Genomic DNA, 26,884 nt, shown 5'->3' with positions numbered 1-26,884 from the left:
AGGCGTCTTCGTGCGACGTTGGCACAATGAAATGGCTTGATATACAAGCAGAGTCGCGTTTGTGACCTCAATCACCAGGCGATGACGCACCCGAACGCGGGTCAAGGGGGCTGGCGCCTTTTCGATGGCTGCGGGAACCTGATGTCCAGGACGTGCGCGTGAGCCTACGACAGGTCCCTTGGTGAGGGAGTGATGGTGTGAGGACGAAGCGGCTGAGCGAGACCCAGGTGGCGTGTGGACGTCGAGCGCTGCTCGACGAACTGGGGATTTCCGAGGGCAGTCGCCGCGCCGTCACCGAACGCACCGGCTATGGCTGTGGTTGCCCCGAATGTGCGGCGACCCAATGGAATACGCAGCGTCTCGAGCACTGGATCTGCGGCAGGCTCACGGCGGCGGGCGCCGACGAGGCCGAGGTCGACGCACAGATCGGCGATATCCCCGTCGATATCTACTGGCGCCGCGGCGACCGGCGCTGCGTGGTCGAGGTGCGCAGCGGCCCGCTCGACATCACCGCGGCCCGCGCACACCGGAAACGCCTGCAGGCGGCCGGAATCGACGATGTGCTGTGGGTGTGCCCGCAGGGTTTCTGGGTGCCGCTGGTCCCCGCGGTCGGCATCGCCGATTTCGCGCCCGCGGCCGCCGATTACCGCATCGACCAGGGCATGCTCGCCGCGGGCAAGACCGGTTTCGCCGCCCCGGCCGGCGGCGGCACCGAGTTGCGTGATTTTCTCGAAGACTGGGTGTCCGGCGCAATGCACTGGGGGCACGCGGATCTCACGACAGGAGGGTGGTCCGACGTGGGCACCTGGGAACGGCACACCGCGGCACAGGCCGCGATGATCGAGCACCAGCGCACCGAATTGCGCGATCAGCGGGTGGAGCTGGCGGTCTCGCGCCAGGCCGTGCGCGACAAGCAGCGACTGGTCGGCCGTCTGCACAACCGGATCGATCGGGCCGGGGTGAACGCCGACGCCGAAGCCATCACCATGGCCGGACTGCGCAGCGAACTCCTCGCCCAGCAGCGCGTCGCGGCGAGCCTGCGCGCGAGCATCGGCCGGATGGATCGCACCCTGGATCAGTGGCAGTGGCTCACCTGCTGCGCGATGCTGCTGGTCCTCACCGTGATGGTCGGCGCGATGGTGATGCGCTGAGCCGCATCGGCAACCGGTCCCACTGCCAGTCGTTGCGGAGCACGAGGCCGGCAAGGTCGAGGAGGTCGAGGCCGGTGTCCGCGCTGACCGTGGCCAGCGCCTGTCGATCGTAGGAGCCCTGGTCCAGGTCGGAGGCCAGGCGTTGCTCGATCGAGGCGTCGACCGGGCGAGCTTCGAGCTGGGGTGTACCGATCGCGCTCCCGGTCCAGACGAGCCAGCCCCAGCCGTGCTCGCGTGCGTAGGCGCGGCCGAGTTCGCTCTGGATCCGGTTGTGGTGGAAGGCTGTGCGGCCCAGCGGAACCACGTCGATGAGCATCGCGCGGCCGTCGGTGAGCTGTGCGGCCACGGCCGGATAGTGCACCTGGTCTTCGCCGGCGAAGCGATAGGTCAGTGCGGTCGGTTCTTCCTGGAACGCCGCCACCGCGGGGTCTGCATCGAGGGTTCGCAGTAGGCGGGCCGCCATGGCCGAGTCGTAGGCGACGTCGCGGCCTGCTTTCGCCAAGTAGAACCGGCCGCGGCCGTCGTCGTCACCGTCTGCCACGCGCGCCGACTCCGTGGGCAGCGGGGCGGGCGATCCGGTCGCCCACTCCACGTCGGCCAGCAGCGTCCGCAGATCGTCGGCGCCGTCCGCCGGCACCTGTAGCTTGGCCAAGATGCTGGCAGTCTTCTTCTGCCAGCCCAGGATTCGTTGCATCACATAGCCGGCCACCCGCTTGGCGTCGCCCGGTTCGTGTCCGGCCAGCCGGAGCTTGAGGTAGGACCATTCCATGGCCACCAGGTCGGTATCGGTCGCGTAGGTCTCGGCCAGCAGCATGCGCACCAGACGCAGATCACCTGCCTCGACCGGATAGCGGTGCGCGAACACCTGCGCCGACCGGTGCCCGGCGCGGGCGGCGTCGCGCACGATCCGGCCGACCGCTTTGGCGTACAGCTGGCGGACCCTGTCGCGGGCCAGGTCGTAGCGGGCGCCGATCCGGGTGAGGGTCTCCGGGCGCTGCCCTCCGATCCCGAGGCGCAGCGCGACGATCCGCGCGTCACGGGCGGCGCGTTCGGCATGGTCGGTGAGCAGTTCGCCGACCAGATCGTCGAGCTCCTCGAGCTCGAACGAGACGTCGGCGGCGATATCGTGACCCGGTGGCCTGACGATCTCGGCACTCACAGCGGCGACCTCCCTCGCTCGATCGAGTCAGCGTAGCCGCAGGCCCCGACAACTAGAGCGAGGTCAGGTACTCGCTGTAGAACAGGCACAGCCCCGTCGCCGACGCGATCCCGGCCAGCACCCAGAACCGGATGATCACCGCGGTCTCTGGCCAGTTGTTGAGTTCGAAGTGATGATGGAACGGCGCCATCCGGAACAGCCGGGTATGCGTCGTGCGGAACACCACGATCTGCAACACCACCGACATGATCTCGGCGACGAACAGCGCCCCGATCACCACGGCCAGCAGTTCGGTGCGGCTGGTGATCGACAGCCCGGCCAGCAGCCCGCCGAGGCCGAGCGATCCGGTGTCGCCCATGAAGATCTTGGCCGGCGCCGCGTTCCACCACAGGAAACCGATGCACGCCGCCGCCCCCGCGGCACTGACCATCGCCAGGTCGAGCGGATCGCGCACCGTGTAGCAGGCGCGTCCGGGACTGATCTCGCACGAGTTGTCGTACTGCCACAGCGTGATCACCACGTACGCGCCGAGCGTGAGGCTCATCGACCCGGCCGCGAGTCCGTCGAGACCGTCGGTGATGTTCACCGCGTTCGACCACGCGACCACCAGCAACACGATGAATGCCACGAAGAACAGCGACGCGAAGGTGATGGTGTTGATGTCGCGGACGTAGGACAGGTTGCGACCGGCGGGCGTGAGCCCCGTGGCGCCGGGGAACCGCAGCACGAGCACAGCGAACACCACCGCGGCGCCGATCTGCCCGATGTATTTGCCCGCCGCGGTCAATCCGAGGTTGCGGTGCTTGCGCAGCTTGATGGAGTCGTCGAGGAAACCCACCACACCCAGCGCCGACGCCAGTAGTAGTACCAGCACGCCCGACGCGCTCGGCCCCGGTGCGTCCCACAGCAACCCGATCAGATGCGACCCGAGATACCCGGCCCACACCCCGGCCCCGATCGCCAGCCCACCCATCGTCGGCGTTCCGCGTTTGGCCTGATGACTGGCAGGTCCGTCGATCCGGATCTCCTGCCCGAACCCTCGCCGCGCGAAGACCCGGATCAGCCCCGGTGTGAGCGTGATGGTGACGACAAGAGCGATCCCCGCCGATAACAGGATCTGCCTCACTCGATTGCCCCTCCATGCCGCCGGTCCCCGCACCGGACCCGCCCGGCGATGCCGTGTGCCGATACTAGGGGAGCTCACCGGGAATCCGTGCCGAGAGTGATCTGGGTTACAGGCTCGGCTCGCTGGACCGGTAACGCAAACAAGTCAGGCCCCCTCGAAAGGGGGCCTGACTCGGTACGGTGGTGCGCGATACTGGGATTGAACCAGTGACCTCTTCCGTGTCAGGGAAGCGCTCTCCCGCTGAGCTAATCGCGCGAGGTGGAGACGGGAATCGAACCCGTGTGCACGGCTTTGCAGGCCGTTGCCTCACCACTCGGCCACTCCACCGTACAAAGGAGGATGGGGCTAGTGCCTTACCTACCTCTCGAGCGGATGACGAGATTCGAACTCGCGACCCTCACCTTGGCAAGGTGATGCGCTACCACTGCGCCACATCCGCATTTACTTCACACTTAGGGGAGCGGCTCGGCCTGGCGGCTTTGCTGCTCTCTGCGGTGCGAGGAGAACATTAGCCGACGTTCGACGCAGACTACAAATCGCCTGGTAAACCGCCCTAAATATGAATTACACGCATGTCGCCCACATCGAGCCGCGCCTCCGCGCCGCCCAGCGACTCCTGATGGTCACATTTTGAAACATAGATATGCGCATCTAGCCATGATATTCCCCGAGCGTCGAGTGCGCGGACCATCGATCGCCCGCCCGCGCGTACACGCGCGCGCGAGCATCGACCCGGCGAGGTTCCCCTCGCCGAAACCCCGCTTCACAAGGCGATTTGGTGTCATCCCGGCCCCCCGTGCTAATGTTCCATCTCGTTCGAGCGGCTCAAAACCCGCCCGGCAAGTGTTCGGTCCCATAGCTCAGCGGGAGAGCGTCCGCCTCACACGCGGAAGGTCGCTGGTTCGAAACCAGCTGGGACCACCAGAAAGTGCAGGTCGGAGTCTTTTTGGCGATGGCCGTGTAATATACGTGCAATAGCGTTCAGTTTCGGGGGCTTCGACGCTGACGGGCGGGGTAGCCGATCGTGCTCGACAAGCCCGACGAGAAGTGTTGCCCGTCACAATCTCCTTCGCCTGCCCGCTCCGCGCGGTGCATAAAGCTCGGTAGCTTCAGCCGACGAACTGGCGCGAATCAGCTCAATCGCGTGGCGGAATGGCCACATCGCTGCGTTGATGTCTTCGATTGCTATCCGGATCTGCTTCTCGGAACCCTCCGTCGAGCGTCGGCACGCCGACTCGACGTGCTGTCGCAGGTCTTCCTGGGCCTGCTGGCTTGAAACCAACTGGGACTATGCATCATGGATGGACGGGTACGTCTTTCGTGTTGGCCGGCCGATTTCGTGCAATACGAGCAGGGTCGTTGCCCGCGGACCGGCAATAAGTCGCGCTTCGGCCGGCTGGGCCGGCCGGGATCGGGCTTTGACGCCGGTATTCGGCAGCCGAAGAGTGGATGGACGACGGCAGTCGGCATGCTCAGTTCGAGGTGACTGCCGCGCGGTTCAGCCGGGAGTGGCAGCGTCCTAGCTGAGTCGGCAGAATCGTTTGGTATGCAACGTATTCCGTTCGATGTGGTGGCATATGCGCATCGAGTTCAGTCGAGCTCCTGTTTTATCTGCGAGGTGGCCGCCGGCCCGGGGAGCGACGGATGGCACGAGGTGGTTGCCGAGACCGAGAACGACATCGCGTTTCTGTGCAAGTATCCGACCGTGCTGGGACACGTGCTCGTGGCTCCGAAGATCCATCATGAGCACGTGGTGAGGGATCTCGCCGAGGACGCCTATCTCCAGTTGATGGCTCTGGTGTACCGGGTGTAGATGCCTACATCGACCGGGTCCAGGCCGATCACGCTCAATGAACGTCTCTGCGTGTTCAGCACAGCGACCTTCTCGAGTGCGACCTACGGGCAGGGGGCGATGTCACCTACGAGCTGCCCGTACCTCGATGGCGTCCATGAACAGGTCGAGCGCGACGTCGAATTGGTCTTCCTCGTCGACCTCGGCCAGGTGTGGCGCGACCGCGGCGATGTTGGGATATCGAGTCGGGGACAAGGCGAGGTATTCACGGCTCCAGGCGTCGCGGTCACCGGCCATGGAGTCGGCGGGTAGAGCCATGAGTGTGGCTTCCATGGATGCGTAGGCCAGTGCGATCTCGACCAGGGCTCGGTAACAGGATGCGGCTTCGCGGCCTTGTAGGCCTGCCTGTAGCAGAGCGCCGAGGACGATTTCGGCGCCTTCGAATTCCGATGCTCTGCGGCTGGTCCGCCCGGAAACCACCACTGCGACCTGCGGGTGTGCGTGACAGGCGAGCCGCACACGCTGCGCCAACCCTTTGAGGGTGGCTCGCCAGTCGTCGCTCACCTCGACACCGCTGAGCGCTTCGGCCATCAGTCTGTCTGCCAGGGCGAGCATCAGATCGTCCTTGCCGCGGAAGTGGCGCAAGACCGCGGTGTGGTCGACTCCGAGCTCTGTGCCGAGCCGCCGGAACGTGAGGGCATCGGAGCCGTCGGTTTCGATGATTCCCATCGCCACCTCGATGATCCGATCCGGGGTGAGAACACCTCGTGGACGGCGCTTTCGGGTAGGGGCGGCAGGACTGGTCGGCATGGCGTCAGCATACCTGCGATTTAAGCACCACTGTTGACACCAGTGGTGACAAATGGTTGCATTCTGGCCACCTCACATGAACGGAGAAAGAATGTTCAAGCGAAGTTTGGTCGTCGCGATCTCGGCGGCGGCGGTGCTGTCGGCGCCGTGGGCGGCACCCGCACACGCCGACGGCGCCTTGCCGTTGCCCCTGTTGCCGCACGTGCCCTTCTACTTCACCGACACCGCAGACGCCGCCAACCGGCCCGAGTCACTGACCGCGCAGGGGCTCAAAGCCCTCGATGCGACCTACGTATACAACGGCAAGACCCGCACTGTCGCCGACTATCTCGATCGTTCTTCGACCAGGGGATTCCTGGTCATGAAGGACAACCAGATCCTCGATGAGCGCTACTTCGGCGGCTATTCGGCCACCAGCCGCTTCAACTCGTGGTCGGTCGGAAAGTCCATCACCTCCGCCGCGCTGGGCATCGCGGTGTCGGAGGGGCGGATCGCTTCGATCGACGACCCGGTCACCAAATACGTCCCGGACCTGGCGAAAAGTGGCTACAACGGGGTAAGTATCCGCAACGTCTTGCAGATGTCGTCGGGCACCGCTTACGACGAAACCGACTACACCAACCCCACCAAGGGTTCGACCGCCACCACGATCCGCATGGTTGCCGGCACGTCGCTGACCGACCAGGCCAAGGAGATCAAACGCGAGCGGCCCGCGGGAACCAAGTGGAACTACGACTCCATGGACACTTTCGTCCTGGGCTGGGTCGTGTCGAAGGCAACCGGTAAGTCGCTCTCGGACTACGTCGAGGATCGGATCTGGAAGCCGGCCGGGATGGAGACCTCGGCGCTGATCGGCAAGGACTACAAGGGTAACGCCGTCGGCTACTGCTGCTATCACGCGACTGTTCGCGACTTCGCCCGGTTCGGGCTGCTGTATCTACGCGACGGCCAGGCCGGTGGCAAGCAGGTCCTGCCCGCGCAGTGGGTCAAAGACTCCACCCACGCCTCCGCCCCGCACTTGCAGCCGCACAACCTGCGCCCCGACAAGCCCGAAAGCTCGGAGAACAACTACGGCTATGGCTATCAGTGGTGGCTCGGTGACGGCGACCGCGGCGACTACTCCGCGATCGGCATCCTCGGCCAGTTCATCTACGTCTCGCCCAAAGACGGCATCGTGATCGTCAAGAACAGCGAAGACCTCAACTCCGAAGTCAACATGGGCGAAGCCATCCACGCCTTCCGCGCCATCGCCGACGCCGCCGCCAAGCGATGACCTCGAACCGATGACAACACGTCCGGTCCCGTAGCGGGGCCCGGGACCGGACGTGACGCGCGACTGGAGATCTGATGCTGACAATCGATGACAACCTCCGTGCACCTATGCACTCGGAAGACAGCGCCACAGCTGCCGCACTCAACGAGTTCGCGATGTCGCTGCTGTCCGGCAGCCGCATCAACCTATCGATCGCCCGACACTTCCAGATCCCCACCACCAGCACGTTCGTCGTCGTCGCTGCCGGATTCTCCCCACCGCCGGACGCGGCCCTGACCGATCGGGCGACCGCGATCTCCGAGGCTCGGCTGGGCGACATCCGCCGATGCCTGGCGGCCGAATGCGGGTTTCCGGTACCGGCACTCTTGGGCCCGGGTTACGGCACGATCCTGATTCCTGCTTCCTCGGACCTGGGTCGTCGGATCGGTGACCTGCCCGCCTTGTTGTCTGCGGCCGCGCGAAAGGCCACCACTACGGTCGCCGTCGAGTCCGCGACCGCCTCGATCTCGGAAGCGGCCGGGACCGCTCACGAATTACTCGACCTCGCCATCCGCCTCCGCAAGGAGCCGCAGCTCTACAGGCTGGGAGAACTGGCTGTGGAGTACCAGGTCACGCGCCCTGGACCTGGGCGCGACCACCTAATGTCGCTTCTAAAGCCTCTCGATGAGCACCCAGAGCTGCTGCAGACCTTGGAGGTGCTTGTTCGCCAGGGATTCGATCGCAAAAGAAGTGCCCGTCGATTGTGCATACATCCCAACACCGTCGACTACCGCATGCGCCGGATCTTGGCCCTGACCGGCCTGCCCGGAACGCATGCCTCTCACTGGCGACTGTTCACTGCATTGACCGCATGGACATTCGTTCGAGCCGAACATGTCCACCACGACGTTCCTGACATTCGCTGACGTTCGCCAGGTTTTGCTCGTGGTGCACGAGATGTACCGATCGGCCGTATACATACCCGTCGGATGACGAACTAACGAGCCGAAATCACCGTTGGAACTGACGCACCCGAGTCCTCGGATAGTCGTGCACGCGAACCATGCTGCACGGGCGTCGATTTGGAGAGTTTGATATGCCCACGCCAGAAGATTCCACACCCCTGTACGGAGAACTCTTCGAGTCCGCGAAACGGCTCTCGTTCGACCTACGCAACGACTCAACCGACGCCCACATCGATCTTGACTGGTATGGGATGACGCCGGAATGGTCCCCGCTCTATGGAACACCGACCTGGAATCGGATGGCCGAGACCGAGCGGATGCAGCTGACCCGACGCGAGGTCTCTCACTTTCTCGGCGTGGCGATCTGGCTGGAAGTCGCACTGCAGATCGTTCTGCTCCGCCGCAATCACAGCGTCGACCCGACACGTGCGGATGTGAAGTTCTTGTTCAACGAATGCGCCGACGAGAACCTGCACTCGCTGATGTTCGTCGCTGCGATCGAACGCCTCGGTGAGCGCCACAGCCCCCTGGATCGTCTGCTTGTCGTCGTTGGTTGGTTGTTTCGCACCTTCGCCTGGGGAGAGGTCGCCTACGGAATCGTCCTGGCGGGCGAGGAGATCTTCGATGTGATGCAACGCGACTGGTCGATCGACGACCGAGTTGCTCCCGCGGTCCGACGCAGTTCACACGTGCACGTAGCAGAGGAATCGCGTCACATGAGCTTTGCGCGCCAGAAGATCCGAGATCACCTGCGCAGTGTCTCGTCGGTTCGTCGCAATGTCAGTGCTGTTCTGATCGCCGTGGGCGCGCACGTCATCGCCAGAGGCTTGGTCAACAAGAAAGTCTACCTGGATCTCGGGCTCGACTGGCGTGCGGTGAAGGACGACATCGACCGAAACGAGCAGCATCGCATGATGTTCCGCCGGGCGACTGCACCCCTGGTGGAGTTCCTCGCCCGCGAAGGACTGCTGAATACGGTCGCACGCACCATCTACCGCAAGTCGAACCTGCTGTGAAAGGCGACCCGCAGTGAGTTTCGTGATTCTCGGGCACTGTTGCAAAGACGGGTCCTGCCTGCAGGTCTGCCCGCAGAACTGCATCCATCCCGCACCCGGCGAACCGGAATTCGAGCTCGTCGAGCATCTGTATATCGACCCTGCCGCGTGCATCGACTGCTCGGCGTGTGTCGATGCGTGCCCCGCACAAGCCATCAAGCCCGACACGGCGCTGACCGAGACCGAGCAGACGTACGCCGAGCAAAGCGGCGTGTATTTCGACCTGCTCGCGACATCGCGATCACCGCGCATCACTACACCGGTGATCCCGACAGCCTTGGGCTCGGGCCCGATTCGCGTCGCGATCGTCGGCGCCGGATCGGCCGCGATGTACACGGTGCGCGAGCTGCTGCAACGCTCCAGCTCTGTGCAGATAACAGTGTTCGAACAGAGCTCTCACTTTGGCGGGCTGCTGCGGACCGCGGTCTCACCAGATCAGCAGGGGATCCGGCAGATGGCCCGTTTGTTCGATGTGCCGTTCGCCGACCCCAGGGTGGAGACCCGGTTCGATACCCGTGTCGGTGTCGAGGTGACGATGCAATCGCTTCTGAAGCGATACGACGCGGTGGTTCTGGCACACGGAGCCACTCGGCCGCGAGAGATCGCCGCGGCGGCAACCACGGATGTCCATCAAGCCATCGATGTGCTGGCCGCCGCCTACGCCGCACAAACAGACGGCACCGGACCGGTCGGGCTGTTGGCCGGACCGACCGCGGTGATCGTCGGTGGCGGGAATGTCGCGCTGGATATCGCCACGACCATCGCCAAGCGACGGATCCTTACTCGGGCAGGCGCGCCGATCAGCCGGGTGGTCATCGTCGCACGTTCGTCGGCGTCTCAGCCCTCATTCACCTTCTCAGCGCTGCACGAACTGAGCCAGCTCGATGTCGATATCTCTGTCGACACCGGTGGGACGCGGATCGGTGTCGACTCGAAGGATCCACTCGCCCGCCTGCTATCCGCATTCGCGCGAGAGGGCAGTGCGCCGACGCGCTCAGCGCGGCTGTCGGTCGAGCTGATCTTCGGACAGGAAGTGACCGCGCTGACGACGGCTGAGGGCCGCATTCGCCTCGACACAGACAAGGTCGCCGCCGGTGGTCGAGTCCGACTGAAGACCGCGGCAGGAAACGTCGTCACCGCCGATTCGGTCATCATGGCGTCGGGGTTCACCTGTGAACCGTTGCCGGGTGTTGCGTTGAGATCCGACGGCGCTGTCGACAACCATCATGGCCGGGTCGTCTCGCCGGTGAGTGGTGAGCCGATCGAGGGGCTCTACGTCGTCGGCTGGGCAAAGCGTGGCGGGCGCGGTGGGGTGGGCGAGAACCGGCGTTGTGCAGCACAAACAGTCGACATGATCGTGGCGGACAATGGCTAGCTGACCTGGCGGGAACAGTGGCAGATGAGGTCGAAGCGGGTCCTCGGCGCCCTCGCGGGCAGCTACCGCGTCGGCATCGTGACCTCGGCGGGGCAGCGATCGGATCGCAGCCAGCGGGCATTTGTCCTGTCCTGAGTTGGGGGTCCACAGACTGGGGGCTGATTTACTGCCCGCTTTGGCAAGGAGAATCTCAATGATCGTGGTAACGGGCAGATCCGGGACGATCGGCAGGGCGCTTCCGCGCTCGAGGGCATTCATTGCTGAGCCGATGCCGGGTTCTCGAACTAGTCCGCAGGTCCCATAGCCCGCGCGACTGGACCCACATCACCCGGTCGAGCTCTCGCGTGCTCGCGATCGGATCGAGTGCGATCTCGCTCAAATCGTGTGCCCCTCGGTACGCGGTGAACCCTGATCTTTGCCGATGTCGCGCGGACGGGCGTCTTCGATTTCGGTGCGAGCTGCTAGGTCCATGTCGGCCGCTGGGACAGCAGCGTGGGGAATTCGGTGTGCAGCAAGCAGAATTCGTTCTTCCAGGGGTCTTGCAGGATCCAGAATTCGAATCGGCGCTCGCGTTGGTGGTCGTAGCGGATGGCTCCGAGTGCTTCGAGTGTGTGGACTTCGGCGTCGAGGTCGTCGACGTCGATGACGATGTGGCACAGGCGGCTGCGGTGGCTCACGGCATCAACGTAGGCGGCTTTGCTTGGACGGGAGGCTGATTCACGAAGATGCATGCGGAACCCCTGGGATCAACGCGGGCGCCGAGTTCTGTCATTCTCGCTGGCAGGCTCCGACCGCCTCGACATGCATCGGTGAACCCTCGATCACTGCCGGCGTGCTGACCAGTCCGGCACCCCCATCCCATGGAGTGAGGCTCAGATGTCGGTTGGGAATAAGGATATTTCGCTGGGAGAAGCGCAAGCTACTTGACCGACACGGAGTGTGGGGAGTGGATTGCTGGCTTCGATTAGAAGGTTTCCGGATTTAAGGTCAAGTGCAACGATTCCGTCGTCGAAAATGGTTGTGACTGTACAGCAAACCATGAGTTGACCATCCTTCAGATAGATTCCCTCTTCAGGTGCATCGGAATCATAAACATGAATTTCTGAGACCTCGTCGCCCAGTTCGATCTCCACGTCGTACTGGACGCCCGCTACTCCGGGGTTCCGTCCGGCCCACACTGCGGGCCAGTCGCCGCTGCGTGATCTGACCAGTCCCGATGTGCCGGTCGGCATGTCGGTCAGCAGGGTAACCAGCATCACCATGTTCCCTTCGGGAAGGGCACTCGGACAACTCGGTTGTCGAGGTGCCACGCGTTTGCGGATGGATTGTAGGTCCATGTTTCTTCGTGGTAGTGAAATTTGGTTGGCCCGCTGCTCATTTCATGATTTCCGAGCCGGATGCTGCGGGTTCCGTCTTCGGATACGATCCGGTTCGGGTCGGGAAGTCCCGTGCGGGGGTGCAGGTTCGTGTGTTCGCCGGGGGTGAATGCTGTCGTGGCGCCGGTGTAGTCGGTTTCAGCGGTCAGGCGGCCGGCAAGGTCGTACTGGTAGGTCCAGCGTTGGCCGAGGGGGTTGATGGCGGCCGTCAGTTGGCGTTCGGAGTTGTACAGATGTCGGGTGGTTGAGCCGTCAGGGTCGGTTCGGGTCGTGATCTTGTCGAACCCGCCGTAGGTGTAGCGAGTGGTGCCGCCGTTGCGGTTGGTGTGGGCGAGGTGGTTGTTTTCGCCGTCGTAGGTCCAGGATTCGGCGAAACCATCGGGGTCGGTGCGGCGACGATGACGCGATCCGGATCCCCGCCGCGGCGGCCTGTTTGGGGAGTGAGAGTTTCGTGTTTGCGTGGGAAGACCATGGCAATCAGCCATGTCGAGATCTGACGCTTGATGTTCGTTGCTGAGACTGTCATCACGATGGATTTGCTACGGCATCGAGTGTGAGGGCGGGCACGGTGTTGTCGCGTTGCGGGTTTCAATATCTGTGACGTAAAGTCACAGGCGTTACTGAGGGGCAGATCGGTAACGGGGGATGACGGCCGACTGTGGCCGGGCTTCAACGGCGTAAACCGTTGGGTCAGTTGGATTCCTGAATTCGATGACATGTGGAACCCCGGGGTGGGGTCTCTACTTTCTCAGGTCGAAGTGGAGGCGCTGTGCGCCTCTGCTTTGCTGTGCGCAAGGGGCATGCAGATGAGCAACATGATGGAAGCTGACCGCATCGAAGCGGTGGATTTGAGCTATCGGGAGGGTAGCCCGGTCCATCGCACGGCCGATGGTTGCGAGCTGTACTACGAGGTCGAGGGGCAGGGCCCCAGCATTACCTTCGTGTCCACGATCTACGTGGTGAGTACGGCGTGGCGTGCCTTTACCGGCAATCTTGTGCAAGACCACCAGGTCCTCACCTACGACCTGCGTAATCAGGGAACTTCCGGCGATGCCGCGCTCGGCTTCGGTCAACACACCGACGATCTGCTGTCGCTGCTCGATCACCTCGGGATCGAGAAGACCTACCTGGTCGGTACATCCATCTCGACGTTGATCTGTCGTGATTTCGCGGTGGCACACCCTGATCGTGTCGCCGGGCTGGTGCTGATCGGCACGCCGCTGAGCCCGTGGGGCTCCAATCGTCGTCGTCGTATCGCGAAGTCCTGGTTGGCCTCTGTCGAAACCGGCGGTCCGCGAGCACTTTTCGATCAGATCTATCCGTTGGTGTTCGGCGACAAGATGCTCGCGCTCGGCGGCAACGCCACTTACTTGGCGCTGCGTGAGCGCTTCTTGGCGATGAACACGGCCGAGCAGCTCGCCGAGAACTTGCGTGAGTCGATCGATGCGAGCGATGACGCGGATCTGTTGCGCTCGATCACCGCGCCCGCACTGCTTCTCAATGGCGACGACGACTTCTGCAACAGCCCTGCCTCGCTGCACGCCTTGGCGGAAATCCTGCCTGAGGCCAGTGTCGACATCATCGAAGGCTGTGGCCATCTGCCGTTCTTCGAGGCTACCGACCGATTCCAGTCCTCGGTCGCGGGATTCGTCGCCGCCACCGAAGCTCGGGCGAAGTAGCCGCAGGTGAGGAAACTGATTCAGCTCACCGGCGCGTACCGCTGGTGGGTCGTCGCGGCATGGCTACTGCTGGTCGCGGCCGCGTTGCCGCTGATGCTGCACCAGTCCGACCGGCTCACTGCCGGCGGCTACGAGGTTCCGGGCAGCGGATCCCAGCAGGTTCAGCAACTGGTTGCCGAGAATTTCCCGGCCTTGTCCCAGGAACAGCTGCTGCTGGTCATCCGGTGCGACAGCGACGTCGCCCCGGAATCGACGGGCAGGCAACTGGAGCGGTCACTGGCCCAGGTCGGCGCTGGTGGCAGCGCCGTCTCGGTACCCGCGACCGCGGCGGTCGCGGCGCAACAGGCTGCCGCGGCGGGGCGCCGTGAACTGGCGATTCCACTGCATGTGGCGACTGGATGGAACGGTGCGATCGACGCGGGTCGCGACCTCACCCATCATTTCGATGAGTCGTCGGGCGAGCAGGGTTGCCGGACTCAGGTCGCCGGGCGCGGAGCCCAGGCGGCGGCGCTGCACGACGTCTCCGAAAGCGGTCTGAAACAGGCCGAGATGATCGGCATGCCGGTCCTTCTGATCATGTTGCTGGTCATCTTCGGCTCGTTGGCGGCCGCGGCACTGCCGCTGGTGATCGCGGGCGTCAGCTTGGCGGTCACCGGTGCGGCGATCTACCTGATCTCCCAACACGCGCTGATGTCTGTTTTCGCGGTGAACATGTCGTCGATGATCGGCCTCGGCGTCGCGGTGGATTACGCGCTGTTCGTCGTGGTGCGGTTCCGGGAGGAACTGCGAGGCGGAGCGAGCGTAGCGGAAGCTCGCGCCATCAGTATGCGCACGTCGGGGATGGCGGTGGTAGCCAGCGGCGCGACGGTTGTCGCGGCACTGAGCAGTGTGTTCATCATCGACAACGCGGCATTGCGTTCCATGGCGCTCGGCGCGGTGCTGGTGGTCTGCGTTGCTGTACTGGTGACTGTCACGTTGCTGCCTGTGCTGCTCGAGCTGCTCGCCACCCGGATCGGCCGAGTCAAGGCCGGCGCGGTCGAACGACCCCTGGAATCAACCTTCTGGTACCGCTGGACTGTCCGTGTCGTCGAACGACCGGTCATTGCGACGGTTCTCGCGCTCGGCGTTCTCGCGCTGCTCATCGCGCCGGTCTTGTCCTTGCGGATGGGCGATGACACCTTGCGTCAGCTGCCGGGGCAGAATTCGGCACGCCAGGCCGCTGAAACCGCGCACCGGCTGCTCGGGCCGGGTGCTGACGCGCCTGTCGTCATCACCCTGCAAGCCCGCGAGGGGGGTGCGGTCGATGCCGACACCGGACGACTGGCTGTTGCCCTGCGCGCTGACTCCTTGGTCGAATCGGCAGAGGTTATCGGCGCCGAAGGTGACATCCGTGTGCTGGCTGTCGTGCTGCGCGCCGACTACGAGAGCGATGCCGCGCGCGCCTTTGTGCGATCGCTGCGCTCCGAGATCGTTCCCGCCACCGGATTCGAGAGCACCGCACAGGTCGCTGTCGGTGGCGCCGGCGCCAGCGGCGTCGACCTGATCGATCTCGTTCGTGAGCGGCTGCCGATGGTGGCAGCTCTCGTGCTGGTGCTGTCGTATCTGCTGTTGGCCTTGCTGCTGCGCAGTCTGGTGCTTCCGCTCAAAGCGATTGTCACCAACATGCTCTCGGTGGGCGCGGGATTCGGTGTGATCGTCGCACTGTTCCAATGGGGCTGGTTGAAGGACCTGACCGGCATCGAGCCGCTGGGACACGTGCAGAGCCTGGCGCTACCGCTGGTCCTGGCTGTCGTTTTCGGCCTCTCGATGGACTACGAAGTGTTTCTGCTGTCTCGTATCCGGGAACGGTGGGAAGCCACCGGTGACGATCGGCGTGCGGTCGCCGAAGGCGTCGGGAGCACCGCCGGCGTCATCTCCAGCGCCGCGGTGATCATGATCGCGGTATTCGCCGCCTTCGGGGTGACCGGTATTCCGGTGGTGCAGCAGCTCGGCATCGCCTGCGCTGTCGCGGTCGCGGTCGACGCCACGATCACCCGGTTGATCCTCGTCCCCGCCACGATGACCATGCTCGGCCGCTGGAACTGGTACTTCCCGGCGCCGCTGCGCAAGATTCGGGTACTGCAGGAGGCATCGGAATGATCGGGGCGTTGGGCGGTGGGCTGACCATGCAGGGCGACACCCCGTTCGCCACGTGCTTCCTGCAGGCACTGGCGAACATCCTCGGCAAACGGGGTGTCGCCGAACCGCTGAGTGCACTCGGCCCGGCGCTCGGATTCGGGCGCCGGAGTGCGACTCGGCTCACCGGTGGCGAGCGCACGGTGGCCAACACCGCACGGGTGACCGGCTTGTCGCTGAACTCGCATCACCATACCGATTGGTCGGACGCGATCCGATTCGAGCGCGAGATCCTCGCTGCGGCAGGCGATCTGATCGTTGGGCTGGATTCGTTCGACATCCCGTCGCCGTATGAGAATCTCGAGCACCTCACCCATGCCGTTGCCGTGCTCGAACATCATGACGACTACGTGGTCGTTGCCGATGCCATGAACCATCCACAACCGCGGCGGATGAACCTGGCCGCCTACGCCGCGTCGCGGATGAGCGAGGCTGGAGCAGGCGTATCGATTGTCTGCTCCGGCCTCGCCGGTCGGCCCGCTGATCAAGCCGAGATCATCGAGCTGCTGGCTACCGAAGTCGCGGCTCACCGCGGCGAACTCGGCATCGCCGCCGCTTTCGCGGTGGACGTGGAAGCTGGTGACGGCGTCGCCGATGTCGCCGATGTCGCCGCCGAACGGCTCGTGCTCGGGCAATTGGTCGGTGGCCTGGACCGGTCGTGGGCTCCCGATGTGGCCAAAGCATTGGCAGGACTGTCGCGACGCTGGTATCTGGCGCACACCATGGCCAGAGAGATCGCCTCGGGTAACGCGGCACCGCGCCCGGCGCGATTGGCTCGACTGCTCACCGAATTGCACGGTCGCGAAACGGCATTCAACGCCATGCTCACCGACTATCTGGCCGCTGACCGCATCCGCACGTGAGCTTCGCGCAAGTCGGCGTCGACCTGGTCCATCAACCGCAGTTCGAGCAGGTGCTGGCCCGCCACGGACAGCGATTCCTGTACCGGGTCTTCACCGATACCGAACGCGCCTACTGCGCCGCACAAGGCACTGCGGGTACCGCGTCGCTGGCAGCCCGGTTCGCGGCGAAGGAGGCCACGTTCAAGGCGCTGGCCTCAGCGCTACCGACGCTGCGCTGGCGCGAGATCGAGACCGTCAGCCACGACGACGGCCGGCCGATGCTGCGGTTACACGAGCACACCAGGGCCGCAGCACTGGCGCACGGGTGTGTCGGTGGCTCGGTCAGCCTCAGCCACGACGGCGACTACGCGATCGCGATGGTCGCCCTGCAATTCACCACCACGATCGACCCCCTCTGAACTACGAGAACCACAGGAGGACAGCGATGGAAGAACGCATCACTTCGCTCGTACTGGCCCACACTTCGCTCGGCGCGGCCGGGACCATCATCGGTACCGACACCGATCTGTGGGCGGCCGGCATGAGTTCGGTGCACAGCGTGAACGTCATGATGGCCGTCGAGGACGAATTCGACATCGAGTTTCCCGAAGCGCTGCTTACCCGAGCGACATTCACCTCTGTCGCTTCGATCGCCGCCGCGGTGCGGACTCAGATCGACGACGACACGATGGTGTCGGCATGACGACCACGGTCGGTCGTGAGCCGATGACGATCGGCGACCCGATCAGGGTCGCGAAGACAGTTGCAGCACAGGTGCTTTCCGCACATGCCGCCACCGTCGACCGGGAAGCGGTGTTTCCCGCCGAATCCGTCGCGGCGATCCACGAGGCAGGATTGCTAGGCGCGGCCGTCGCACGTCGGTACGGCGGAGCAGAGCTGTCGCTGAACGAGCAAGTCGGCGTCGCGAAGGAACTGGGCCGCGGGTGCTCGGCATCGGCGATGGTGTGGGCGATGCACCAAGTCCAAATCGCCTGCATTGCACGCCACCACGGTGACGGTACCGAACTCGTCGCCACCCTGACCCGCTACGTCACCGACGGCACGCTCGTCGCCTCGATCACCTCCGAGGTCGGTGTGGGTGGTAGCTTGCGCACCTCGACGGCCGCGGTCGAATTCGACGGTGATCGCGCCGCGCTGAGGAAGAAAGCGCCCACCGTGTCCTACGGTGCGCACGCCGGTGCCTACCTGGTGACCGCACGCCGCCGTGCCGACGCGGACGCGGGTGACCAGGTGGCGGTTCTGGCCGATGCCTCGTCGAGCGAGCTCGTCCCGACCGGACCCGGGTGGAATCCGATGGGCATGCGCGGAACCTGTAGTCCTGCTTTTACTTTCAACGCCGTGGTTCCTGCTTCGCATGTGCTGCCCGCCGGGTTCGACACGATCGCGGCAGCCACGATGGTGCCCCATTCACACATCCTGTGGGCCGCGGTATGGATCGGCGTCGCCGCCGATGCCTTCAAACGCGCCCAAACCGCGGTCCGCAAACGCGGAACCACCGATGTGCGACTGGCCGATGCGGCCCGAATCCTGACCCAACTCGAAGCGTTGCTGGCCGATTCGGTCCGCCGGTATGCCCCGATCTGGGATGACCCAGCGGCGCTGGACACCCTCGGTGGGCCTGGGTTGACCATGCAATTCAACGACCTGAAGGTGCTCGTCTCCCGAGGATCGGTCGATGTCGTCGAACTCGCCCTCGAGATCTGCGGGATGGCCGGCTACGCCGAAGCGGGCCCGCTGTCAGTCGCTCGTCACCTGCGTGACCTGTACTCCGCACGGCTGATGATCGGCAACGAGCGGCTCATCGCCACCAATACCCAACTTGCCCTGCTGAAGCGAGGATGACCATGAGCATCGAAACCATCTCCCCGAACACCCTGCTGGCGTCCCCCGACGCCGTGCTGATCGCCTCGGAAACACCGGGTGTCAGCGTGACCAACCATGCCTTCGACACCATCATCTCCGGCATGCGCGCCGCGCTGCTCGAACTCGCCGCTCCCCAGCAGCCGACGCCACTGGCGGTGCCGCCGGTGATTTCGCGATCGCTGCTCGAACGTGTCGGCTATGTCGACACCTTCCCCGATCTGCTCGGCACCATCCACTCGTTCACCGGCTCGGCCAAGCGGTGGCGCGAGTTGGATGCCGCTCGGACGGCCGAGGCCGGCCACTGGCATGACGACCAGCAGATCAGCGATCTGTGCGTACTGCCTGCCACCTGCTATCACGTCTACCCGCTGTTCGAGGGCCAGGACCTCGACGCACCGACCGTGCTCACCGCCGAAGCACACTGCTATCGGCAGGAGGGCACTCACGAACTCGGTCGGCTGCGCAGCTTCCGGATGCGCGAATTCGTGCGTATCGCCGGTGCCGACGACTGCACCGCCTGGCGCGACGAATGGGTCCAGCGGCAGCGTGTTTGGCTGGAATCGTTGGGTCTCGAGGTGTCGGTGGTTCCCGCCAGTGATCCGTTCTTCGGCGCGGCGGGTCGACTGATGAGCGCCACACAGAAGGAACAGGAGCTCAAATACGAGCAGTGCGTCGCCGTCGGAGACGGACTCGTGCAAGCGGTCGCCAGTGCCAACTGCCACAAGGAGCACTTCGGCGAACCGTTCGACATCACCGTCGCCGGCGAACCTGCCCACACCGCCTGTGCGGCCTTCGGACTCGAACGGATCGCTCTCGCCTTGATCCACGCGCACGGCACCAACCCGTCGACCTGGCCTGCCGTCGTGCGCGCCGCGCTGCGACTGGACGCCGCGTGACCCACACAGAACTCGTCAACCGTCTCGTCGAAGTACTGCGCGAGGTCACCGACGGTGCGGTGCCCGCGAACGTCGACACCACCGGCCCTCAGAGCATCCGTGCGCTGAAGCTGACCAGCATGAAACTGCTGGCATTCATGGTCGAGCTCGAAGACACACTCGGCGTCGAGTGGGACGACGACATGGCTCCCGACACCACCGCGTCCTTCGACGCGCTCGCCGACTACATCCACACCCAACTACAGAAAGCTGGTGCGCGATGAGCGAATACCGGATCGCGCTGTTCACCGTCGAGTGCGCGCAGACCGGGGCAGCCATGGCGGAAATCGTGGCGCGCCACCCGGAGGTGAGGATGATCGTCACCTCCGACGTCACCCGCCCGGCCCGGGGGAGTGCCGCCCAACAGGCCGTCCAGCACATTCGCCGCTCCGGGCTCGGCTTCGCGGGCTACCTGCTGTCGTCGTTCCAGTTCTACAACGCATGGCTGAGCTTCGACAGGGTTCGCTCGGCGGTGACCGGCAGCGAACGCGACCGCCTCTCGGTGGCGGAACTGTGCGAGCGCAACGACCTGCGCCATGTTCATTCGCAGAATGTCAACGGCGCGGACGTGATCGAGGCGATGCGTGCCGAAGGCATCGATCTGATCGTCATCTACTGGTTCGACCAGATCCTGAAGCAGCGGGTCATCGATCTGCCTGCCCACGGCGTGGTCAACCTGCACGCAGCTCCGCTGCCGGTGTGCCGCGGGTTGTGGCCGGTGCTGTTCTCGGCCATCGAGAACGACCGAACCTTCGGAATCACCGCGCATCTGATCGAGGACGAACAGATCGACGCGGGCCCGATCATCGGCCAGTTGGCTGTCCCTGACGCGGGCCGGTCCGTCATCTATCAGGACGACGTCGTGAACCGCAGCGGAACCGAACTGCTCTCGGCCGTGCTCGCCGACCTACCGGGCGCGATCGCGGCGGGCAGACACCAGAGCGGCGGAAGTTACTTCTCCCATCCCGAGCGCGCACAGATCGCCGCGGGCTCGCAACGCGGCATCTCCTTGACCGCGTTGCGGGACACGCTCGCGGTCTATCGCAGCAAGGGCCCGCTCGACGCCGAGTTCACCGTCGTGTCCGGTGTCGCGGTGGATCCGGATCCGGTCACCGGGTGATGAACGGGAACGGTGTGTCACGGTGGTTGACTGTGCTGTTGGCGATCACCTGCGGAGTGACTTCGTCCAACATCTATCTCACACAACCGTTGCTGCCGCAGATCGGCGCCGATCTGGGCGCGACGGCCGAGACCACGAGCCTTGTGCTCTCGGCAACTCAGATCGGCTATGCCCTCGGCATCTTGCTGCTGGTGCCGTTGGGTGACATCAGGGACCGACGGCCCCTGATCCTGACAATGATGGGACTGACGGGCGCCGCACTCGTCTGCTCCGCGTTGGCACCGTCGATCACGGCACTGGTGGTCGCGGGCTTCCTGGTCGGCCTGTTCACCCCGATCCCGCAAGTCGTGATCCCGCTGGCCGTGCTGCTCGGCGGCGACGCAGCGCGGGGCCGGACGGTCGGAATCCTGCAAGCAGGTCTGCTCATCGGCATCGTCTGCTCCCGCGCCTACGCGGGAGCTATGGCCGAATGGGTGGGCTGGCGCAGCGCATACTGGTGCTCGCTGGCGGCCATGATCGTGGTGACGGTACTGCTCCTGCGGGCGCTGCCCTCCACCGCACAATCGACCGAATCGTTGACCTATCCGCAGCTGATGCGCTCGATGGCCGTGCTGATTCGCAGGCCCGCCGTCGCGGGAATCTGCGTTTCGGGTGGCCTGGTCGGGATCGCCTTCGGCGCCTTCTGGAGCACGATCACCTTCGAGCTCCATTCCGAATTCGGGTTCGGCTCGGCGGCTTTGGGAGCCTTCGGAATGATCGCCGCGGTGAGTGCACTGGCTTCGCCGGTCGCCGGTCGCATCGCGGACCAGCACGGGGTTCGCCTGACCCAGACGGCTTTGATCAGCATGCTCGTCGTGGGCTGGCTCGTCATTGCGGGGCCACCTGGCTGGCCGGTAGTCGTCCTCGGCGCGATACTCATCGATGTCGGATTGTGGGGCAACCAAGTCGTGAATCAGGCCGCACTGTTCGGCGCGGCAGCCCGCGACCACAGCCGACTCAACACGCTGTACTTCTTCACTCGGTTCGCCGGTATCAGTGCCGGTTCGGCGCTGGGCGCGGCGTTGTGGGCTCAGTTCGGTTGGCACGCGGTGGTAGCGCTGGGGATCGGCGCGAGTGTGGTGGCCCTTGGTGTGTTCGCCGCCAGCACCCGAAACCCTTCCACGACTCGTCAGGAGGTACCCGCGTGACCACGGCCGAACAGCAGCAGTGCTCCGCTGACGATTTCCGGTTGGCGATGTCGCGATTTCCTTCGGGCGTCGTGGTCGTCACCGCCGAGGACGAGGACGGCACGCCTTACGGGTTCACCGCCAGCTCGTTGTGCTCGGTCTCGCTCGATCCGCCACTGTTGTTGGTTTGCCTTGCACGCAAGGCTCGCTCGTATCCCGTTTTCGCTCGGGTCGAGCGGTTCGCGATCAGTGTTCTCGCTGCGGACCAGGAGAACACCGCCCGCCGGTTCGCCGGCAGCCTGGGAGAGAAATTCACCGGTGGCGAACTCACACGCGCGCCTGGCGGTGCGTTGGTGGTCGGGGATGCGTTGGCTACCCTCGATTGCCGCGCAGTCAATCGACACGAGGCAGGTGACCATATGGTGTTGATCGGGCAGGTCACCGTTGCTCGAACCAACCCGATACCGGCTCCATTGGTCTATGTCGACCGTGGATTCCGCACTGTCGGCTGAGGCTCGGATCCCGCGACGATGTGCCTTCCGTGGACACGGGATTGCAGGTAGTCGGGTCGGGGGCCGTTGGTCGGAGGCGCTGAGGTCCGATAAACGGGGCCTTTCCCAGCGGTCAGTCATTCTTCGTGGGAGTTCGGGCACGTACCCGAAGGCTGGCGCTGACCCGGCTCGGTCGACCTGGCTGATCGGCCGGTCGAGAGCCATCCGGTAGGCAGTGCTTGCCCAAGGCGATCGCTACGCGTACCGCACGGTCGTATGTTGTCGTCCGAGATCGATCGCGCCGTCATCGGTGGCGACCGTCGCTTCGATGACGTCACCGTCGCGCAGGTACTTCGGGTTCTTGGCCTGGCGGTCGAAGAAGAGTTTCCACTTGATCTTGGGTGGCAGTATCGCGCCGATGATCTCCACCGGTTTTGGTGGAGCGCTGATCGCGGTTCCCACCGGAGTGCCGGTGAGCAGCAGATCGCCGGCACTCATCCGCTGGAATCGCGACAGCGCCCGCACGGTTTCGAGCGGTTGGTAGATCATGTCGGCCACGGTCATGTCCTGGCGCTTCTCACCGTTGACCCACAGCCGTAGCCGCAAGTCGACGAACCGGTCGAGTTCGCCTGCTTCCAGGAGAACCAGTGCTGGTCCCGTCGGGGTGAACGTCGGATACGACTTGCCCTCGTAGTACTGGGTCTGCGGCAATTGCACGTCGCGCGCGGAGATGTCGTTGGTGACGACGAGTCCCGCGATGTAGTCGCCGAGGTTGCCGGAGTCGATCTCGGTACCGACGGGCATTTCCCTGCCGAACACCAACCCGATTTCGACTTCGTAGTCCAGGAGCCGCACATGGCTCGGACGGACGACCTCGTCGTGGGGGCCACTGATCGATCCCGATGCCTTCCTGAAGAAGGTGAGCGGGACCGATCCGGGATCTCCGCCGGAATCCTTCACGTGGGAGGCGAAGTTCGTCATCTGGGCGACCACCCGGCACGGGACCGTGACCGGGGAGACCAACGAGAGTTCGTGCACTGGGACCGGATCGGTGGTTCGCGCCGCCTGGGTGATCGCGGAGCGGTCGGCGAGAAGTGCCGCGGTCGTGGTGGCGTCGGTGGCGATCCGGGCCGCGCCCGCAGAGGTCAGCAGCCACCAGCCGTCGATCGCACGGAGAACGGTGTGTGCCATGAACGCTACTTTCTTCTAGCCGATCAGCTGCTCATATACTGACGATATCATCACTTAAGACGCTTGCATCAGTTGAGATCATCTGGAGGATAGCATCAACTATGAGATAGTGGTCATTTGTGTGATCGGTAATCGACTGGCTCGGTGTGGAGGGCACGATGGATGACACTGGCGGCACCAATCGGCTGGAGCGGCGGAAAGCCCGGACTCGGGCAGCGCTCGTCGCGGCGGCGCAGGTCTTCATCGCGCAGGGCAGGCTCAACGTGCCCATTCTGGAGATCACCCAGGCCGCGGACGTGGGCATGGGGTCCTTCTACAACCATTTCTCGAGCCGGGAGCAACTCCTGCAGGTGGCAGTAGGGGAGGTGCTCGACCGGCTCGGTGGTGCGCTGGACGAACTGACGGCAGACCTCGAAGACCCGGCGCACGTCTTCGCGCAGAGCTTTCGTTTGGTGGGCAGGGTACATCGGCGTGAACCCACCGCCAGCAAGGTTCTGCTCGCGGAGGGACTGGTCTACGCCGGGTCGGACAGGGGTGTGGCCGCACGAGCGCGCCGGGATATCGAGATAGGTATGCGCGCTGGTCGGTTCCGGGTGCGCGATGTCGAACTCGCGCTGGTGATCGTGTCGGGCGCCGCGCTGCGCCTCGGTCAGTTGTTGCACGAACAGGCGAACCGTGACGACGCCGCGGCCGTCGACCAGGTGACCGAAGATCTCCTGCGCATGCTCGGACTGGGGGCGGAAGAGGCTCACGACGTCAGTCGACGTGCCTTGCCGGAGATCTGAGTTCCGGCGGCACGTTCCGCGTCCGCCGCCGGGTCGTAGGTCGGTCCCAGTCGGCCCGGGCCGGGCGCGTGGGGAGCCCCGCGCCCGGCCGTGGTCAGACGTGGAGATCAGCCCGCGTTGACCGCCGCGGCCAGCCTGGGAAGCTGGCGAAGCGGGGCGTGGTGCTCGACTTCCATGCGCTGTTCGGCGTCGAAGATGTCGCTGAGACCCGGGGCGGGGTCGTGGGTTCCGGACTGCGGCAGGGTGGTCGCGCTGAACGGCCAGTCGGAGCCGAAGACGATGTGGTCACGCGTTGTCACGGCCGACACCGCCGACATCGCGGCATTGGAGGCACTGAGAGCCGTGTCGTAGAAGAATCGCGAGATCTGGGTCTTCGTGTCGAGCAGCGACGGCTTGCCCAGGCCCTCGGGCCAGTTCTCGCCGATGGCCGTCTCGGAGGCGACGCCGATCCGCCAGGACAGGAAAGGCAGGGTGCCGCCGGCGTGGGAGAGCTGGAACCGGATGTTGGGGTACCGCTGGGTGACGCCGGTCAGCATCATCATCGTCGCGGCCCGGGTGGTGTCGAAGGTGAACTCTTCGAGGAAGTCGGGCAGGGGCAGCTTCGGCTTGGCGTCGTCCGGGATAGCGGCTGGGTGGACAAAGACGTAGGCCTTGCGGTCGTTCAGCGCGATCATCAAGGGCTCGTAGAGCGGATCGCCCAGATAGACGCCGTTGTAGGCGGACAGCAGGACGATGCCGTCGGCGTGCAGGACGTCGAGGGCGTAGATCGCCTCGGCGACCGAGGCGGCGATGTCCGGCATGGGCAGGACGGCGAAGGAACCGAAGCGGGTGGGGTGCTGCTTGGTGAGTCCGGCGACGTAGTCGTTGCAGTATCGGGCCATGTCGTTGGCTTCCTTGCCCGCGGGCAGGAAACCGACGCCGGGATCGGACACCGACAGGGCTTGCGCCTGGATGCCGTAGTAGTCCATGAATTCCAGCGCGGATTCGGGCGACCACTGGGGCGTGGGATAGCCGCCGATCGTGAAGTGCCCATGCGAGAGCAGTGCCGCGCGGTAGTCCGGTGGCAAGACGTGGGAATGCAGATCGATGCGGTAGGTACCGCTCGGAGCGGGCTGCTGGGCGCGGGCGGTTCCAGCCGCGCCGAACCGGGTCGACGTACCGAGGGGGAGAGCCGTGGCCGCGGCGACACCGAGCGTGCCTGCGACAGCTCCTCCCAGCATGCGGCGGCGGCTCACGCCGGCGCGCGATGGAGTATCGGATTCGTTCACGAGAATGTCCTTTCCTTCGGTTGTTTCGGTCGCATCGCGAAGTCCCGCTCGGCGCGGTCGGAGTCCGCCCGAACGGGGATGGGCTGCGGGGTGGGGAGTGCTCGATCGAGCTGATCGGGCGAAGCGATGCGCGAATCGCTGATGAAAGTATCAGATGCGATGCGATACGTGGCTGAACCGGTCTTCTTGCACCGAGGTCGTTCCGCCGGAGGGTCTGGGCAGGGAGTGCGACCGGCATCATCGGCGGAGGCGCTCACTGCTGCTATAGACCGTCATAGATGATGACATGGTCAGTCAATTGCTGCCAGAGAATTCTCAGGCGATCCGCAGACCTCCGACAGGAAGCGTGTGCGCGACGTCACGCAATATGGAGCTTTGCGTCAGATATGATGATTTCATCATTGCCATGTTGGTGTGGCGATTGTGCCCGGGATCGTCTCCCCGGCCTGCCAGGGGGAATCTGGAGGAGAACTGATGAAGCTTCGAGAGCTGGATCCCGTCGACAACGGCAACGTGCCCGGTGGGAGTGTGCGGCGACGAATCGCGCGCGGCATCACTCTCGGCCTGGTCGTCTCGCTCGTGCTGGCGACGATCGGGATCGTGTCGGTCGAGCTGTATCTGCGGAACCGGATCGAGGGCTGCCTCGCGGCCGGCCTGCGAGACGACCTCGGCTCCTCGGTGGACGTGGATCTCGGTCCGCGACCCGTCGTGTTCAGTCTGATCGACCAGCGGATTCCCGAGCTGACCGTGGACGGCGACGACGCGCAGTTCGGTCCGGCGGTCGGGATGGCGGTCCATGCCACACTGCATCAGGTCTCGATGGCGCAGGGCGGGGCTTCGGCCACCGTGGGCAGCTCCGAGGCGCGCGTCGACTGGAGCGCCGAGGCGATCCAGCGCACGCTGCACGGGCTGGCCGGGGAGGTGAGGATGTCCGCAGCCGACGGCACGGTCGATGTCACCGGGGTCATCGGCGTGGTGTCGGTGCGGCTGCGCCCCTACATCGAAGACGGGGCGATCCGCGTCGAGATCGTCTCTTCTCGCGGGGTCCCGCCGCAACTGGCGAACGAGATCGCCGACCTGCTCACGGAGAGCCTGCGCGACTATCCGCTCGGGCTTCGACCGGAGTCCGTGACCGTGGCCGACACGGGAATCCGGGTCGAACTCCGTGGCGGCGCCACCGAGCTCCCGGTATCCGGCGACACGTGCTGATCTTTTCATCAGGAATAGCTTGACCTGCCAAGAGCCGGTGCTCGATGATCGACGTGGTGGGTTGCGACGAAGTTGCCG

At 64.8% G+C, this 26,884-nt stretch carries 27 protein-coding genes and 4 tRNA genes; 20 read left to right on the top strand and 11 right to left on the bottom strand.

Going from position 1 to position 26,884, the window contains the following annotated elements; all coding sequences use genetic code 11:
• Positions 1–197: 197 nt before the first annotated feature.
• Complete coding sequence (locus ACWDXS_RS18920) at positions 198–1,151, top strand: hypothetical protein (protein WP_378988723.1); 954 nt, start codon at positions 198–200, stop codon at positions 1,149–1,151.
• Here the strand turns inward: ACWDXS_RS18920 and ACWDXS_RS18915 are convergent.
• From ACWDXS_RS18915 to ACWDXS_RS18895, 5 genes are all read right to left on the bottom strand, one after another.
• Positions 1,117–2,310 (bottom strand): hypothetical protein, encoded by a 1,194-nt coding sequence (locus tag ACWDXS_RS18915; protein WP_449967243.1) that lies wholly within the window; start codon positions 2,308–2,310, stop codon positions 1,117–1,119. The two genes, ACWDXS_RS18920 and ACWDXS_RS18915, sit on opposite strands and share 35 nt — an antisense overlap.
• Before the next feature lie 52 nt (positions 2,311–2,362).
• Positions 2,363–3,436 (bottom strand): phospho-N-acetylmuramoyl-pentapeptide-transferase, encoded by a 1,074-nt coding sequence (mraY, locus tag ACWDXS_RS18910; protein ID WP_378658313.1) that lies wholly within the window; start codon positions 3,434–3,436, stop codon positions 2,363–2,365.
• A gap of 180 nt (positions 3,437–3,616) precedes the next feature.
• Positions 3,617–3,691, bottom strand: a tRNA-Val gene (locus ACWDXS_RS18905).
• A gap of 1 nt (position 3,692) precedes the next feature.
• Positions 3,693–3,763: transfer RNA gene (locus ACWDXS_RS18900), tRNA-Cys, on the bottom strand.
• A 40-nt stretch (positions 3,764–3,803) separates the two neighbouring features.
• A tRNA-Gly gene (locus tag ACWDXS_RS18895) sits at positions 3,804–3,875 on the bottom strand.
• A gap of 410 nt (positions 3,876–4,285) precedes the next feature.
• Here ACWDXS_RS18895 and ACWDXS_RS18890 point away from each other — a divergent pair.
• A tRNA-Val gene (locus ACWDXS_RS18890) sits at positions 4,286–4,360 on the top strand.
• A gap of 622 nt (positions 4,361–4,982) precedes the next feature.
• Positions 4,983–5,249, top strand: a complete 267-nt coding sequence (locus tag ACWDXS_RS18885; protein WP_449967239.1) for an HIT family protein — start codon at positions 4,983–4,985, stop codon at positions 5,247–5,249.
• Between the two features lie 102 nt (positions 5,250–5,351).
• Here the strand turns inward: ACWDXS_RS18885 and ACWDXS_RS18880 are convergent, their stop codons facing one another.
• Positions 5,352–6,038: a TetR/AcrR family transcriptional regulator gene (locus tag ACWDXS_RS18880; protein WP_378988729.1), complete on the bottom strand. Its 687-nt coding sequence runs from the start codon at positions 6,036–6,038 to the stop codon at positions 5,352–5,354.
• A gap of 91 nt (positions 6,039–6,129) precedes the next feature.
• Between ACWDXS_RS18880 and ACWDXS_RS18875 the strand changes: the two genes are divergently transcribed.
• From ACWDXS_RS18875 to ACWDXS_RS18860, 4 genes are all read left to right on the top strand, one after another.
• Positions 6,130–7,311, top strand: a complete 1,182-nt coding sequence (locus ACWDXS_RS18875; RefSeq protein WP_378988731.1) for a serine hydrolase domain-containing protein — start codon at positions 6,130–6,132, stop codon at positions 7,309–7,311.
• 74 nt (positions 7,312–7,385) lie between these two features.
• Positions 7,386–8,216: a PucR family transcriptional regulator gene (locus ACWDXS_RS18870; RefSeq protein ID WP_449967235.1), complete on the top strand. Its 831-nt coding sequence runs from the start codon at positions 7,386–7,388 to the stop codon at positions 8,214–8,216.
• Positions 8,217–8,353: 137 nt separating this feature from the next.
• Positions 8,354–9,271, top strand: coding sequence for an AurF N-oxygenase family protein (locus ACWDXS_RS18865; RefSeq protein ID WP_449967233.1), 918 nt, complete (start codon positions 8,354–8,356; stop codon positions 9,269–9,271).
• Between the two features lie 13 nt (positions 9,272–9,284).
• A complete protein-coding gene (locus tag ACWDXS_RS18860; RefSeq protein ID WP_449967230.1) occupies positions 9,285–10,685 on the top strand; it encodes an FAD-dependent oxidoreductase in 1,401 nt (466 codons plus the stop codon).
• A gap of 461 nt (positions 10,686–11,146) precedes the next feature.
• Here ACWDXS_RS18860 and ACWDXS_RS18855 read toward each other — a convergent pair whose 3' ends face one another.
• From ACWDXS_RS18855 to ACWDXS_RS18845, 3 genes are all read right to left on the bottom strand, one after another.
• Positions 11,147–11,362, bottom strand: a complete 216-nt coding sequence (locus ACWDXS_RS18855) for a VOC family protein (RefSeq protein ID WP_378988737.1) — start codon at positions 11,360–11,362, stop codon at positions 11,147–11,149.
• A gap of 195 nt (positions 11,363–11,557) precedes the next feature.
• Entirely contained in the window at positions 11,558–11,941 is a 384-nt protein-coding gene (locus ACWDXS_RS18850) for a hypothetical protein (protein WP_449967227.1), read from the bottom strand.
• Positions 11,941–12,546, bottom strand: a complete 606-nt coding sequence (locus tag ACWDXS_RS18845) for a hypothetical protein (protein WP_449967225.1) — start codon at positions 12,544–12,546, stop codon at positions 11,941–11,943. The genes ACWDXS_RS18850 and ACWDXS_RS18845 overlap by 1 nt, the downstream gene beginning before the upstream one ends.
• Before the next feature lie 321 nt (positions 12,547–12,867).
• Here ACWDXS_RS18845 and ACWDXS_RS18840 point away from each other — a divergent pair, with 321 nt between their 5' ends.
• The 11 genes from ACWDXS_RS18840 to ACWDXS_RS18790 are packed head-to-tail and all read left to right on the top strand — an operon-like array spanning position 12,868 to position 22,374.
• A complete protein-coding gene (locus ACWDXS_RS18840; protein WP_449967222.1) occupies positions 12,868–13,740 on the top strand; it encodes an alpha/beta fold hydrolase in 873 nt (290 codons plus the stop codon).
• Between the two features lie 6 nt (positions 13,741–13,746).
• Positions 13,747–15,879, top strand: a complete 2,133-nt coding sequence (locus ACWDXS_RS18835) for an MMPL family transporter (protein WP_449967219.1) — start codon at positions 13,747–13,749, stop codon at positions 15,877–15,879.
• On the top strand, positions 15,876–16,778 hold the full coding sequence (locus ACWDXS_RS18830; protein ID WP_449967216.1) for a hypothetical protein: 903 nt from the start codon (positions 15,876–15,878) through the stop codon (positions 16,776–16,778). The genes ACWDXS_RS18835 and ACWDXS_RS18830 overlap by 4 nt, the downstream gene beginning before the upstream one ends.
• On the top strand, positions 16,775–17,176 hold the full coding sequence (acpS, locus tag ACWDXS_RS18825; RefSeq protein WP_378988749.1) for a holo-ACP synthase: 402 nt from the start codon (positions 16,775–16,777) through the stop codon (positions 17,174–17,176). The genes ACWDXS_RS18830 and acpS overlap by 4 nt, the downstream gene beginning before the upstream one ends.
• Before the next feature lie 26 nt (positions 17,177–17,202).
• The gene (locus ACWDXS_RS18820) at positions 17,203–17,460 is read left to right on the top strand and encodes an acyl carrier protein (RefSeq protein ID WP_378988751.1); all 258 of its coding nucleotides are present in this window, start codon (positions 17,203–17,205) and stop codon (positions 17,458–17,460) included.
• The gene (locus ACWDXS_RS18815) at positions 17,457–18,620 is read left to right on the top strand and encodes an acyl-CoA dehydrogenase family protein (RefSeq protein ID WP_387442602.1); all 1,164 of its coding nucleotides are present in this window, start codon (positions 17,457–17,459) and stop codon (positions 18,618–18,620) included. Before ACWDXS_RS18820 ends, ACWDXS_RS18815 begins: the two co-directional genes overlap by 4 nt.
• A gap of 2 nt (positions 18,621–18,622) precedes the next feature.
• Entirely contained in the window at positions 18,623–19,537 is a 915-nt protein-coding gene (locus ACWDXS_RS18810) for a class-II aminoacyl-tRNA synthetase family protein (protein ID WP_387442604.1), read from the top strand.
• The gene (locus ACWDXS_RS18805) at positions 19,534–19,800 is read left to right on the top strand and encodes a hypothetical protein (protein ID WP_387442606.1); all 267 of its coding nucleotides are present in this window, start codon (positions 19,534–19,536) and stop codon (positions 19,798–19,800) included. The genes ACWDXS_RS18810 and ACWDXS_RS18805 overlap by 4 nt, the downstream gene beginning before the upstream one ends.
• Complete coding sequence (locus ACWDXS_RS18800; RefSeq protein ID WP_449967210.1) at positions 19,797–20,696, top strand: formyltransferase family protein; 900 nt, start codon at positions 19,797–19,799, stop codon at positions 20,694–20,696. The genes ACWDXS_RS18805 and ACWDXS_RS18800 overlap by 4 nt, the downstream gene beginning before the upstream one ends.
• On the top strand, positions 20,696–21,883 hold the full coding sequence (locus ACWDXS_RS18795; protein ID WP_449967478.1) for an MFS transporter: 1,188 nt from the start codon (positions 20,696–20,698) through the stop codon (positions 21,881–21,883). The genes ACWDXS_RS18800 and ACWDXS_RS18795 overlap by 1 nt, the downstream gene beginning before the upstream one ends.
• Complete coding sequence (locus tag ACWDXS_RS18790) at positions 21,880–22,374, top strand: flavin reductase family protein (RefSeq protein WP_378988764.1); 495 nt, start codon at positions 21,880–21,882, stop codon at positions 22,372–22,374. Before ACWDXS_RS18795 ends, ACWDXS_RS18790 begins: the two co-directional genes overlap by 4 nt.
• 234 nt (positions 22,375–22,608) lie before the next feature.
• On the opposite strand, the gene ACWDXS_RS18785 is transcribed toward ACWDXS_RS18790, so the two are convergent.
• Positions 22,609–23,544 carry a fumarylacetoacetate hydrolase family protein gene (locus ACWDXS_RS18785; RefSeq protein ID WP_378988766.1) on the bottom strand — a complete coding sequence of 312 codons (936 nt, stop codon included), beginning with the start codon at positions 23,542–23,544 and terminating at the stop codon, positions 22,609–22,611.
• A 158-nt stretch (positions 23,545–23,702) separates the two neighbouring features.
• On the opposite strand from ACWDXS_RS18785, the gene ACWDXS_RS18780 reads away from it, so the two are divergent.
• Entirely contained in the window at positions 23,703–24,329 is a 627-nt protein-coding gene (locus ACWDXS_RS18780; RefSeq protein ID WP_449967205.1) for a TetR/AcrR family transcriptional regulator, read from the top strand.
• A gap of 107 nt (positions 24,330–24,436) precedes the next feature.
• Here ACWDXS_RS18780 and ACWDXS_RS18775 read toward each other — a convergent pair whose 3' ends face one another.
• Positions 24,437–25,597, bottom strand: coding sequence for an amidohydrolase family protein (locus tag ACWDXS_RS18775; protein WP_378988768.1), 1,161 nt, complete (start codon positions 25,595–25,597; stop codon positions 24,437–24,439).
• A gap of 474 nt (positions 25,598–26,071) precedes the next feature.
• Here ACWDXS_RS18775 and ACWDXS_RS18770 point away from each other — a divergent pair, with 474 nt between their 5' ends.
• Positions 26,072–26,806, top strand: a complete 735-nt coding sequence (locus tag ACWDXS_RS18770) for an LmeA family phospholipid-binding protein (RefSeq protein WP_449967202.1) — start codon at positions 26,072–26,074, stop codon at positions 26,804–26,806.
• Positions 26,807–26,884: the final 78 nt, after the last annotated feature.

This window comes from Nocardia sp. NPDC003183, from assembly GCF_053590715.1.
The sequence above is the reverse complement of the archived record's forward strand: the minus strand, read 5'-3'. Positions and strand labels throughout refer to the sequence as shown.